Annotated in this window: 10 protein-coding genes and 1 tRNA gene; all 11 read right to left on the bottom strand. The window is 51.0% G+C overall.

Annotated elements, in window-relative coordinates; all coding sequences use genetic code 11:
• Window positions 1–5: 5 nt before the first annotated feature.
• A complete protein-coding gene (locus tag PMI41_RS16495) occupies window positions 6–902 on the bottom strand; it encodes a dihydrodipicolinate synthase family protein (RefSeq protein WP_008126697.1) in 897 nt (298 codons plus the stop codon).
• 143 nt (window positions 903–1,045) lie between these two features.
• On the bottom strand, window positions 1,046–1,429 hold the full coding sequence (locus PMI41_RS16490) for a YciI family protein (protein ID WP_040855511.1): 384 nt from the start codon (window positions 1,427–1,429) through the stop codon (window positions 1,046–1,048).
• Window positions 1,430–1,569: 140 nt separating this feature from the next.
• Window positions 1,570–5,370 (bottom strand): vitamin B12-dependent ribonucleotide reductase, encoded by a 3,801-nt coding sequence (locus tag PMI41_RS16485; protein WP_008126694.1) that lies wholly within the window; start codon window positions 5,368–5,370, stop codon window positions 1,570–1,572.
• Between the two features lie 586 nt (window positions 5,371–5,956).
• Complete coding sequence (locus PMI41_RS16480) at window positions 5,957–6,388, bottom strand: NUDIX hydrolase (RefSeq protein WP_157179427.1); 432 nt, start codon at window positions 6,386–6,388, stop codon at window positions 5,957–5,959.
• Window positions 6,389–6,652: 264 nt separating this feature from the next.
• Window positions 6,653–7,150 (bottom strand): xanthine phosphoribosyltransferase, encoded by a 498-nt coding sequence (gene gpt / locus PMI41_RS16475; protein ID WP_008126691.1) that lies wholly within the window; start codon window positions 7,148–7,150, stop codon window positions 6,653–6,655.
• Between the two features lie 142 nt (window positions 7,151–7,292).
• Complete coding sequence (locus tag PMI41_RS16470; RefSeq protein ID WP_008126689.1) at window positions 7,293–8,135, bottom strand: universal stress protein; 843 nt, start codon at window positions 8,133–8,135, stop codon at window positions 7,293–7,295.
• A gap of 70 nt (window positions 8,136–8,205) precedes the next feature.
• On the bottom strand, window positions 8,206–8,964 hold the full coding sequence (locus tag PMI41_RS16465; RefSeq protein WP_008126687.1) for a competence/damage-inducible protein A: 759 nt from the start codon (window positions 8,962–8,964) through the stop codon (window positions 8,206–8,208).
• A gap of 140 nt (window positions 8,965–9,104) precedes the next feature.
• Window positions 9,105–9,190: transfer RNA gene (locus tag PMI41_RS16460), tRNA-Leu, on the bottom strand.
• Between the two features lie 115 nt (window positions 9,191–9,305).
• Window positions 9,306–10,808, bottom strand: coding sequence for a tripartite tricarboxylate transporter permease (locus PMI41_RS16455; RefSeq protein WP_008126686.1), 1,503 nt, complete (start codon window positions 10,806–10,808; stop codon window positions 9,306–9,308).
• A 9-nt stretch (window positions 10,809–10,817) separates the two neighbouring features.
• On the bottom strand, window positions 10,818–11,279 hold the full coding sequence (locus PMI41_RS16450; protein WP_008126685.1) for a tripartite tricarboxylate transporter TctB family protein: 462 nt from the start codon (window positions 11,277–11,279) through the stop codon (window positions 10,818–10,820).
• Between the two features lie 79 nt (window positions 11,280–11,358).
• Window positions 11,359–12,336: a tripartite tricarboxylate transporter substrate binding protein BugD gene (locus PMI41_RS16445; RefSeq protein WP_008126683.1), complete on the bottom strand. Its 978-nt coding sequence runs from the start codon at window positions 12,334–12,336 to the stop codon at window positions 11,359–11,361.
• Window positions 12,337–12,492: the final 156 nt, after the last annotated feature.

Below are 12,492 nucleotides of genomic sequence, written 5' to 3'. Positions count from 1 at the left end.
GCGCTTTAAATGGGCAGACTTTCCAAGGCTTTGGCAATGCGCGAATATTCTGATTTTTCAACGGGAAGTATCGGGCGTGGTGGCTTGCAACTCGTTAATTCCAGTATTTCTGCCGCCGCATACATGACACGAAGGCTTGTTAGCTCCTTGAACAGGTCCCATAGGGGTTGAAACAGCCCGTCAATTCGTTTGACTTCATCCTGATTCAGGCTCTGCGCCGCACGCGCTAGTGCCAAGCATGGAACGGGCAAAAGGCCGCCTGCCACGCTGTACCAAGCATCTCCACCAGCCAGTAGCGCATTGGCGGCAAACCAGTCGCCACTGAACCCAACAGAAAAATCAGAAGGTACAGCATCGCGAAGAGGCTTGATCACAGCCGCCATTTCGGATGCCGGGGCGCCAGGGTTTTTGAGGGCCACTATATTGTCAATTCCTGACAATCGCTCAATCAGCGAAACAGAAAAGGTAAAATGAGTGGTCGTGGGATTGTTATAGATGCACAGCGGGAGGCCGGTTGCACCAGCTACCGAAGCGTAGTGCTGAAAGACTTCCTCGTCATTCAATGGGGTATATGAGACAGGTGCAAGAAGAAGTCCCGAAGCGCCTGCCTGTTCAGCATCTTTCGCGAATTGTTCGGCAGCGTCGGTCCGTAAAGCTCCTACACCGACGATAATGGGAGTTTCGGAACCTGCAATGTTCGTAGCAATCTCGAAGGCGCGCTGTCGTTCCGCCCGGTCGAGATACATATATGTCCCGGTACTTCCGATGAGGCCTATGGAATCGACGCGCGCATCAGCAAGGCGAGCGATGACCTTTGAAAGACTGCTCTCATCTACACGTCCGCTGGAATCACATGGCGTAATCGGGAAAGCGGACAGTCCGTGGAAAATCGATGAACTCATGCTGCTGTCCTGAATACTGTTCAATGTCTTGGTGGGATGTTTGCTTGCGGTCAGAAAATGACGCCCAGAGTTTTATATTGCTATCTGTTATTCATGAGTCTGGCAAACTGCGAAGAATGACAGGCAAGGATTAACTTTGGTGTTTAGCTTTCATCGCTGGCACTCATGGATGCGCCGGGCCGGTAGAGCAATATCTCACGGATTTCATAGACAGCAGTTGGGTTTGCGCGGCGCAATTGGCGAGCCGTTTCCACAGCAGCGTCAAGTGACGGACAATCAACCACATAGAGACCCAATAGCTGTTCCTTGGTTTCGGCAAATGGACCATCGACGACCATACCAGCATCTTTGCCGCGTAAAGTTACAGCACGCCCTGTCGGGCCAAGCCGCGCAGCAGGCCCCAATGTTTTCTCGCGAACAAGACGCTCATTGAGCTCAAGCAGATCCGCCATAAGCGCGGCATCTTCCTCCTTGGTCCATGACGCGACAACTTCTTCTTCGTGATAGGCCAGAATTGCGTAGAACATGAATTGCGTCCCTTTTAGCTTACTGACAATGAATTTAGTTGGTCTGGGTGGCTTCGCATAAAGGCAAGAGCAATCAAATGAAATAGGCTTCCCAAGAAGGAAGCCCATTTCTTATCATTCCTGTTTGCAACTACAAGCTGTCAACTGCAGCCACTTGTGCTTCCGCAGGTGTCACACTTGAGGCAGGTTCCATTACGCACCATCGTGAAGTTCGAGCACTCGGAGCAGCTGTCACCCGTATAACCCTGCATCATTGATTTGATGCGGCGGTCAGAGATCACTTTCTTTGCTGCAGCTTTGGCCTCTTCGGCAGCCGTTTCTGCAGCTGTATCCTCGAACAATGCTGCAGAAGGACTTGTCTCAGCAGCAGCTTCCTTCGTCTGCTCCTCATAATCGCGTTTGAAGCCGGTCGATTCCTGAGTTGCAATGGCAATCGCGGGTTTTGTAGCGAGCGCCGCTGTAGAACGGCTGGCAAGGGTCGTGACATTTGATGACGCAGTTGCCTTGGGCGCGCTTACCGTGCCTGTTCCCCCTGCGTTACTAAAACCCTTTGGATCTGCCTTGGTCGGAGAAACGACAGTCAGAGAAGCGCCGCGGGTCAAACCTTTTGAGACGGGTTCCGCCTTGCCTTCCGAGATACCTCGTCCAAGGGAAGTATTGGAAAAATCCGACTGATCGACATGAGCAAGGTCGTGACGATCCAGGTATGAGACGGCCAATTCACGGAACAGATAATCAAGGATCGACGTTGCGTTCTTGATTGCATCATTGCCCTGAACCATTCCGGCTGGCTCGAATTTAGTGAAGGTGAATGCTTCAACATATTCTTCGAGCGGAACGCCATATTGCAGGCCGAGCGAGATTGCGATGGCAAAGTTGTTCATCATTGCCCGGAAGGCAGCGCCTTCCTTATGCATATCGATAAAGATTTCGCCAAGACGACCATCGTCAAATTCACCCGTCCGCAGATAGACCTTGTGACCGCCGACGACTGCCTTCTGGGTATAACCCTTACGACGGTTCGGCAATTTTTCACGATCATGGATATATTTTTCTACGATACGCTCGACGATTTTTTCCGTTACCTGAACAGCACGAGCCGCCGCCGGCGCTTCAACATAAGCTTCGATTGCATCATCTTCATCCTCGTCCTCATCGGCGAGCAATGAAGCATTAAGCGGCTGAGAGAGCTTTGAACCATCGCGGTAAAGCGCATTTGCCTTCAGCGCCAATTTCCAGGACAACATATAGGCTGATTTGCAATCCTCGACAGTTGCTTCATTGGCCATATTGATGGTTTTGGAAATTGCTCCGGAAATAAACGGCTGTGCAGCGGCCATCATGCGAATATGGCTGTCCACCGAGAGGTAACGCTTACCGATCTTGCCACATGGATTGGCGCAATCAAACACTGGATAATGCTCTTCCTTCAGGAAAGGCGCACCTTCCAGTGTCATTGCACCGCAAATGTGCACGTTGGCAGCTTCGATTTCCTTCTTGGAGAAGCCAAGCGCTGGCAATATCTCGAATGACATATCGCTGAGCTGCTCATCCGTGAAGCCCAGTACATTCTTGGCAAAATCTTCGCCGATGGTCCATTTGTTGACCGCAAACTTGATATCAAAAGCTGATTTCAGTGCGGTATTGAGCGTTGCGATGATCTCGTCTGTAAAGCCTTTGGCCTTGAGTGAACCCGGATTGATCGCTGGAGCTTGATTAAGGTTACCGTGACCGACGGCATAAGCTTCGATCTCAGCAATCTGACTCTCGGAATATCCAAGCGTGCGCAAGGCTTCAGGAACGGCACGATTGATGATCTTGAAATAGCCACCGCCGGCAAGCTTCTTGAATTTGACGAGTGCAAAGTCCGGCTCGATACCTGTCGTATCGCAATCCATGACCAGGCCGATTGTGCCTGTCGGTGCAATAACCGTAGCCTGCGCATTGCGGAAACCGTGCTTTTCGCCCAGCTCCAGCGCTTTGTCCCAAGCAGATTTAGCGTGAGTGATAAGGTCCTGATCCGGGCAATGATTTGCAATCAGTGCCACCGGGTTTACAGCAAGACCTTCATAACCCTGCTTTTCGCCATGAGCCGCACGGCGATGATTGCGAATGACGCGCAACATGTTGGCTGCGTTTGGCGCATATCCAGAGAAAGCGCCAAGCTCTTTGGCCATTTCAGCCGACGTCGCATAAGAGATGCCTGTCATGATGGCGGTGAGGGCGCCGCCAATCGCGCGACCCTCATCGCTGTCATACGGAATACCGGAGGTCATCAGCAGGCCACCAATGTTGGCATAGCCAAGACCAAGAGTGCGATATTCATAGGATAGCTTGGCGATTTCCTTTGAGGGGAACTGGGCCATCATGACGGAAATTTCCAGAACGATTGTCCACAGGCGAGCGGTGTGTTCATAGCCTGTGATATCGAACTTCCCATCCTTGCCGCGATATGTCAGCAGGTTGATTGATGCAAGGTTACATGCCGTGTCATCAAGGAACATATATTCCGAGCAAGGGTTGGAGGCACGGATCGGACCTGCCGCCGGGCACGTATGCCAATCGTTCATTGTTGTGTTGAAGTGAAGACCCGGATCAGCTGAAGCCCAAGCGGCATAGCCAATTTTTTCCCACAGATCGCGGGCTTTCAGGGTCTTCATAACCTTGCCGTCTTTACGGGCTGTCAGGTTCCAATCGCCGTCATTTTCAACTGCACGCAGGAACTCGTCTTTCAAGGAAACCGAGTTGTTGGAGTTCTGGCCAGCAACTGTCAGATAGGCTTCAGAATCCCAATCCGTGTCATAGGTCTTGAAGTCGATATCGGTATAGCCCTGTTTGGCAAACTGGATAACGCGCTGAATATAATTTTCGGGGACCTGGTTTTTCTTGGCAGCCTTGATTTCGCGCTTTAAAGCAGGGTTCTTCAAGGGCTCGAAGCAATCGCCATTGTCGGCTTCGCAATTGACGCAAGCCTTCATGATTGCGGTCAGATGCTGCTTGACGATCTTGGAGCCGGTAACGAGAGCCGCTACCTTCTGCTCTTCCTTCACTTTCCAGTCGATATAATCTTCGATGTCAGGGTGATCGACGTCAACGACAACCATTTTTGCGGCGCGTCTTGTTGTGCCGCCTGATTTGATTGCTCCGGCAGCGCGATCACCGATTTTCAGAAAAGACATAAGGCCGGAGGAGCGTCCACCGCCTGAAAGCTTCTCACCTTCGCCCCGCAGATACGAGAAATTCGAGCCCGTGCCTGAGCCATATTTGAACAAACGCGCTTCACGGACCCAAAGATCCATAATGCCGCCTTCGTTGACCAGATCATCAGCAACAGACTGAATAAAGCAGGCATGGGGCTGCGGGTGTTCGTAGGATGATTTTGATTTGGTCAGTTTGCCGGTTTCAGGATCGACATAATAATGTCCTTGTCCCGGACCATCGATACCATAGGCCCAATGTAGCCCGGTGTTGAACCATTGCGGGGAATTGGGTGCAACGCGCTGGGTAGCCAACATGTAGGCAAGCTCGTCGCGAAAGGCGAGGGCATCAGCTTCGCTGTCGAAATATTTGCCTTTCCAGCCCCAATAAGTCCACGTACCAGCCAGACGATCAAAAACCTGGCGTGCGTCCATTTCAGAGCCATAGCGCTCGTCTGCAGGTAAAGCAGCCAAAGCTTCTTCGTCGGCGACGGAGCGCCACAGCCATGACGGGACAGAGTTTTCTTCAACCTTTTTGAGCTTGGCAGGAACGCCGGCTTTGCGAAAATATTTCTGCGCCAGAATATCGGCAGCCACCTGACTAAACTGGGCTGGAACATCAATATTTTCGAGACGGAACACAACTGAACCGTTCGGATTCTTGATTTCGCTTGTGGCTACGCGAAATTCCAAATCCGCGTAAGCAGATTGGTTCTCTTTTGTAAAACGCCGTTCGATCCGCATTTCTTTGGTCCTTGTCTCTATATATAGTGTTCAACCGGCGCTATGTGAAGTGATAAGCGTGCCATGAACACGATCCTACTGACACTGGTTCAAATGTCTGAAGCCAGCTGCTTGCACCCTGAACTGTTTTCAATGCGATTGAGCACATGAAACTTCGATCAGGTGAGTTATCCGATGTCTGTCTTGCGATTCTTGCCCCTTAAGGACTGTCACAGTATCTGGTAGGAATTCTGCCTGCAAACACTAAATATAGTATTAACAAGAGAAAAATCCAACCCCGCGAACAATCCTTTTGCCCCTCCGTAAGTCAAAAGTCTACCGTTCGTGTTTCCGTATGAAAACAGCGTCTAAGGCATTGTTCAAACTGGAAAAAGAGACCGGCTACCAACACTCCGGTCACGCTACTAACGCAACGGTCTCCTATAAAAAGTGACTCGCGTCTGGGCGTCAAGAAATAGTTTCTTACAAATTTATGACCGCAACATCTTGTGTGTCACATATGTGGATAACGGGGAGTAATTACTTAGTCGCATTGCCAACGGCACATCACTTCGGATGATGGATTTTCTTGGAGTTGTAGCGGCGATCAGCGGGGGATACGGTAGGGGTCAAAACTCATCAAAAGAGCTTTGAGTTCGGGCTCTTCGACACGTAATGCAGATTCCTCAATACTTACCCATTCAAGTCGACGTTCACCCCGTTCAGGCCACTTCTTTTCCTGATGAGAAAACTCCAGTGGGAAAACATCAACAATGAAATCGCCAATTTCTCCTTCGCACATATCATCTTTTTCATAACGATAGGTTCCGACAGAGAACGGACTGACGTCGCCTCTAACGCCAGCCTCTTCATATGCTTCCGCCTCAGCAGAGCAGGCATAGGTCTTTCCGACCTGCGGCCATCCTTTCGGCAATACCCAGCGACCGGTACCACGGCTGGTGATAAGGAGAATTTCGGGGACGTCCTTTTTGAGCCTGTAAACAAGCGCAGCAACTTGCCGGACCCGGCCATCAGGCATCTCGGTCCGTTTTGCAGTAACCAGCTCATCTTTGTAGACTATATTCAAGGCTCCACTCATTCTTTCTTGTGTTTTCAGCAAGTTTGAACCGATTCGTGCAAATCGCAATTGATTACCGGCTACAGTTTTTTGCTTAAACGCGACTTGTGACATTTTTTTGAACAGCAGTGCAAAAAAAACACAACTATGAATGGTGGCTAGTTGTTCCCCAACTTTATTGAATTACTCTTTGACTGAGTCTTTATCGGTTTTAGGGGGAGGCGATTACCCCTTGTGACCTTTGGTGATTGGTTCTTGATAAGTCAGACCCATATCCCAAGGGAAGTAAATCCAGGTGTCCTGCGAAACTTCAGTAACAAATGTATCGATAAGCGGGCGACCTTTTGGCTTGGCGTAGACCGTGGCAAAATGTGCTTTCGGCATCATTGCGCGAACGATAGCCGCTGTTTTGCCCGTGTCGGTTAGATCATCAATAACCAGAATACCTTCGCCGCCATCTTCCAGAAGGCGTGCATCAACGTCCTTGAGAACCTTAAGCTCTCCTTGCTCGTCATAGTCGTGGTATGAGGCGATACAAACTGTCTCGATCATTCGGATGCCTAATTCCCGGCAGATGATTGCAGCCGGAACGAGGCCGCCTCGAGTGATGGCGACCATAGCCCGCCATTCACGCTGCATGCCGGCAACACGCCATGCCAACGCACGCGCATCGCGGTGAAACTGATCCCAGGAAACCGGAAAAGCTTTGTCGGGCAGGGACATGGGATGCACTCCATAAATCAAGCGAGGAAGCGGGAAACCGCGAGGAATGCAATTCGCAATAGCGGGAAAAGCTAGCTCATGGCAAGCAGCTTGCACTGTTTACCCACGCTTACTGTATTTTTAACCGGTCCTTTGGCCCATGTTATCGTGACATGAGCGTAAGGCATGGCATATCGGCCATGATTGAAGTTGTTACGCCGCCAAACACCCATTCCTTCAGGCGGGACTGGCTATAAGCGCCCATGACGAACAGATTTGCTCCATTGTCTGCAATTCTGCGGCGCAGGATTTTATCGGTGGACTCACCGTTGGAATCGATAGTTGACGGATTAACGTTCACACCGTGACGCCGAAGCGCGTCTGAAAGTGGTGTGCCGGGTATATCGACATTGGGATCGTTGGATTTTCTGGGGTCTACCCAAAGAATATCAACGCTTTCTGCCTTGATCAGTAATGGCAGGGAGTCGAATGCTGCGCGTGAGGCTTCCCGCTTGCCGTTAAATGCAACGACTACACGGTCAATCTTTTCCGGAAGCGGTGTTTTGTAGGGCACGAACAACACGGGTCGTCCACTTTCCATGACCAGCGGGTCGGTCACATCATTGACGCTGTCGGGATCATTCGGATCAGGTTGCCCGGCGATAATGATATCCGCTCGTAAAGCGCTTTGAGTAACACCTGCTGATGGACTGCTGCTTTCAGAGCGCACAATGCGGAATTCATGTGAGATTGCTGTTTTTGCCATTTCTGCATTGAAGGCGGATGTAATAGCGGCAGCATTCTCTTTATGCCGTTGTTCGTGTGCTTCAAACAAAGTGGTATCGGCAAAACCGGTCGGGTCGGCATAAACAATAGGTGAAGGAACCGTATAAAGGCCGATAATATGGGTTCGCTCACTCGATGACGCGATCAATCTCGCCGCACCAATGACCCGTTTTGCTTCCCGTTCACTACGAATGAAAGCGATGATCGTGCGAAATGCCATTTTGGCCTCCATTGTCTTTGAGTCATCGAACCATGGCTGGCTACAGTATACAACCAGAATAGGCTAAGCGTCAGCGCGGAAGTTGCGTTGCCTCCAGATTTGCAATCATAGCCTTCACAGCTTCCACGGCAGATGTCAGTTTGGCCGCATCACGAGCTCGAACAACGAGTTCTGTGGAAAAACGGCCATTTTCGTATTTTGGATATGATCCGATGATCGTCTCAGGATTCTCCGTTTGGATATTGCCAAGAGGAACGGCAATCGATCCCTCGCCAAACGGGCAGTTTACAGATTGCGATAGCAATTGGGTTCCCACGCGCAATGTAGGGATTACATTGTCCAGCATTGCCTGAAAAATGGATGGAACGCCGGCCATTACATACACATTTTCGAGATTGAAGCCGGGAGCGGTTGAGACCGGATTATCGATGTGAACTGCCCCCCTTGGCATGCGCGCCATACGCTGGCGGCTTTCCGTGAACTCCATGCCTCTTGAAGCGTAACTATCGCCCATTATCTTCATTGCCTTTGCGTCGTGCTCGCATGGCACCCCAAAAGCTTTGGAAATAGCATCGGCAGTGATGTCGTCATGGGTGGGTCCGATGCCGCCGGAAGTGAAAACATAGTCATAGCGCTGGCGCAAAGCATTCAACGCCTCTACGATGCGGGCTTGTTCGTCAGGAACAATGCGGACCTCCTCCAAATCAATCCCAACAGCAGTCAGAATGTCGGCGAGATGGCCGATATTCTTGTCTTTGGTCCGGCCGGACAGCAATTCGTCACCAATCGCGAGCATCGCTGCCGTTACAATCTCACTCTTTTCGGTCATGGAAAGACTCCTGATGGGAAATGGAACGTAGTTCCCGAAACGGATAGCCGCAAGCCCGCTTGATGAAGGCTTTCCAGCTTGACGTGTGTTCTCAACACATTGTGAAACAACAAAAAACCCGGCTAAAGCCGGGTTCATGTTGGTGCGGACGGCGGGACTTGAACCCGCATGACCTATGGCCGACAGATTTTAAGTCTGTTGTGTCTACCGATTTCACCACGTCCGCGCGGTTATGCTTTTCAACGGTTCAATCGATTCCGTCAACGGTGTTTTGCATTAGTTTTTGCATTGGTGAAGTCAGGATGGCTTGCCTGAAACGGCTTGCCACCCTCAGATTTGAATTAATCCTCGACAAACACCTCATCGCGCTTCTTGCGAATGCTTGGCAGCAGAACCACAACGAGCACCGCCGCTGCAAGCAACAACAGTGTCAAACTGATCGGCCGTGTGACGAATGTCGTAGCATCGCCGCGTGACATGATCATTGCCCGCCGCAGATGCTCTTCGAGAAGCGGACCCAATACAAAGCCTAGCAACAAGGGGGCCGGTTCGCAGCGAAGCTTTGCCAGCACATAACCGATCAATCCGAAGAATGCGACCGCATAGAGATCGAAAACATTGGAGTTAACGCTGTAGACGCCAATGGAACAGAACGCGATGATTGCTGGAAACAGCATATAGTAGGGGATGGTCAGGAGTTTTACCCATAGACCGATCAGCGGCAGATTCAGCAGGATCAGCATAAGATTGCCGATCCACATCGATGCGATGATACCCCAAAAAAGTGCAGGCTGTTCCGTCGCCACATTTGGTCCGGGCACGATGCCTTGAATGATCATCGCACCGATCATTAGTGCCATAACCGGATTTGCAGGAATACCAAGCGTCAACATTGGAATGAACGATGTTTGGGCACCGGCATTGTTGGCTGACTCAGGCCCTGCAACACCCGCAACGGCACCTTTACCGAACTCTTCAGGTGTCTTGGACATGCGTTTTTCAACGGTATAGGAGGCAAAGGAAGCAAGAATGGCACCGCCACCTGGCAATATTCCAAGAGCAGAGCCAATTGCGGTGCCGCGCAATATCGGCGCCGTCATTTCCTTCCAATCCTGTTTGGTTGGCCAAAGATTGGTGACCTTCTTGATCATGACATCGCGGTCATGTTCATTTTCAAGGTTGCGAAGAATTTCCGCAATACCAAACACACCGACCGCCAGAGCAACGAAGTTCAGCCCATCGGAAAGTTCAAGAATGCCTAAGTTGAATCGAGGCGTACCGGTGTAAATATCTGTTCCGACAAGGCCGAGAAGCAGTCCGAGAACCACCATCCCGAGTGCTTTCACGACTGAGCCATGGGCAAGGGCAATGGAAGAAACGAGACCGACAATCATCAGCGAGAAATATTCGGCAGAACCGAACTTCAAGGCTATGGCTGTGAGCGGCGGCGCGAAGACAGCGACCAATACCGTGGAAACAGTTCCGGCGAAGAACGAACCGATGGCCGCAATTGCCAGCGCCGCACCCGCTCGCCCTTTCCGTGCCATTTGATATCCATCAATGGCGGTGACGGCTGATGACGATTCACCCGGCATATTAATCAGGATAGCCGTGGTGGAGCCGCCATATTGAGCGCCGTAATAGATTCCCGCCAGCATGATCAGCGAAGAAACAGGCTCCAGCTGGAACGTAATAGGCAGCAACATGGCAATCGTTGCCGTCGCACCGATACCGGGCAATACGCCGATCAGTGTGCCAAGGATAACGCCTACGAGGCAGAAGAACAGGTTCCATGGAGCACCGGCAGTGGTGAAGCCGAGGACGAGGTTGTTAAAGAGTTCCATGATGCGTCCTCACTGTCCGAGCCAAGGGCCGAAACGGCGGAATGGCAGCCCCAATGCATAACTGAAGACAACAACGGAGAAGATCGTCAGCCCCCCCACGAGAAGCAACGCCATACCGGGTCGCATTTTCGTGCTGGCGAAAGCCGCAATCAATGCTGTCAAAAACAATGATGGTACAAATCCAAGACCACGGACAGTCAGGCCGAAGAAAACAGGTGCCGGAAGGATGAACAACATCCCGCGCCATGCAATGGGTCCCATCGGCTCGTGTTCGATTTGCGTTCCCTGAATGATCACGATGATTCCAAGAATCACGAGTATTCCTGCCAGAACAAACGGGAAATAACCGGGCCCCATTCGAACGGCCGTACCCAGTTCGAGCCCATATGCCTGTACCGCAAAAAACAGGCCCACAAGAATAAATAATGCACCGCAAACAATGTCGCGTGAACTGAAATTCAAGGATTTCATATATCCCCCAATCGCCGTTTTCCGACGTTTCTTAAAATGGAAAGGACCGGGGCATTTTCGTGCCCCGGCTAATGCTGAATTAGTCTGCGTATTGGCCGGCAGCCTCAATAATTGGCTTCCAGCGTGCTACTTCACTCTCCAGCTTTGATTTCAAACCTGCAGGTGTAGCTTCGGCATCAGTTACAGGAACTGTGCCAAGTTCGGCAAAACGCGCGATAATGTTCGGATCCTTGAGGGCCTTTTGCAGTGATGCAGACAATTTCTCGGTAACTTCTGTTGGCGTGCCCTTTGGCGCGTAGATACCGTGCCAGATGCCGACCTGCATGCCGGGAAGACCAGCCTCTTCTACAGTCGGAACATCTGGAAGAGCGTCGAGACGCTTTGCGGATGTCACCGCATAGGCTTTGATCGTGCCGCCTTTGATCTGCTTGGTAGTGTTTGTGGTCTGGTCGCACATGAGATCGACCTGTCCACCCAGCAAATCAGTCATTGCAGGTCCGGTTCCCTTATAAGGAACGGTAACGAGCGGAACCTTGATCTCGTTCATGAACAACATGCCGCACAGATGCGAAGCAGCACCAATGCCAGCGTTTGCAAGGCTGATCTTGTCGGCGTTGGCTTTCACATACTCAACGAGGCCTTTCAGGTCTTTCGCTTCGAAATCTTTCTTGGAGACAATTGTCATCGGTACGTCGGTCACAAGGCCAACATATTCAAAGGCATTGAGCGTATCATAGGGCAGTTTGCGGTAAAGTGTTGCGCTGGTTGCCATACCAATGTGATGCAGAAGCAATGTATATCCATCGGCTTCGGCCTTTGCGACCTGCGATGCACCCAAGGTTCCACCCGCACCGCCCACATTCTCCACGAGAATTTGCTGTCCAAGATCTTTTGACATGGTTTCAGCGACAAGGCGGGTAACCGTATCGGTAGGGCCGCCTGCAGCGAATGGCACGACCATTGTAATATTGCGTTCAGGATAACCTTGAGAAAATGCAGTGCTTGACGCCAAAGCAAAAGTAGCTGTGGCTGCCAGCGAAATGAGTATCTTGCGCATCAAATGTTCCTCCCAGAATATGGCTTGTTAGTAGATTTTCGCTTTCTTTTACTGAACGATATTGCCGGCTGCCTCCACGGTTCAGCAGAATCTCATTCAATTCGTCGTTAATTCTCTATCGGAGGCAAGCGCAGGCAGTATGTCAAGCATTTCATG

Origin of the sequence: Phyllobacterium sp. YR531, from assembly GCF_000282595.1 — a bacterium.
Classification (GTDB): Bacteria; Pseudomonadota; Alphaproteobacteria; order Rhizobiales; family Rhizobiaceae; genus Phyllobacterium.
Note: the sequence above shows the minus strand (reverse complement) of the source record. Positions and strands in the feature narration are given on the sequence as shown.

Bases quoted from the DNA above. Each gene is read 5' to 3' on its own strand.
- PMI41_RS16495 (WP_008126697.1), bottom strand. From the start codon at position 902: ATGAGTTCATCGATTTTCCACGGACTGTCCGCTTTCCCGATTACGCCA.
- PMI41_RS16490 (WP_040855511.1), bottom strand. From the start codon at position 1,429: ATGTTCTACGCAATTCTGGCCTATCACGAAGAAGAAGTTGTCGCGTCA.
- PMI41_RS16485 (WP_008126694.1), bottom strand. From the start codon at position 5,370: ATGCGGATCGAACGGCGTTTTACAAAAGAGAACCAATCTGCTTACGCG.
- PMI41_RS16480 (WP_157179427.1), bottom strand. From the start codon at position 6,388: ATGCCTGATGGCCGGGTCCGGCAAGTTGCTGCGCTTGTTTACAGGCTC.
- gpt (WP_008126691.1), bottom strand. From the start codon at position 7,150: ATGTCCCTGCCCGACAAAGCTTTTCCGGTTTCCTGGGATCAGTTTCAC.
- PMI41_RS16470 (WP_008126689.1), bottom strand. From the start codon at position 8,135: ATGGCATTTCGCACGATCATCGCTTTCATTCGTAGTGAACGGGAAGCA.
- PMI41_RS16465 (WP_008126687.1), bottom strand. From the start codon at position 8,964: ATGACCGAAAAGAGTGAGATTGTAACGGCAGCGATGCTCGCGATTGGT.
- PMI41_RS16455 (WP_008126686.1), bottom strand. From the start codon at position 10,808: ATGGAACTCTTTAACAACCTCGTCCTCGGCTTCACCACTGCCGGTGCT.
- PMI41_RS16450 (WP_008126685.1), bottom strand. From the start codon at position 11,279: ATGAAATCCTTGAATTTCAGTTCACGCGACATTGTTTGCGGTGCATTA.
- PMI41_RS16445 (WP_008126683.1), bottom strand. From the start codon at position 12,336: ATGCGCAAGATACTCATTTCGCTGGCAGCCACAGCTACTTTTGCTTTG.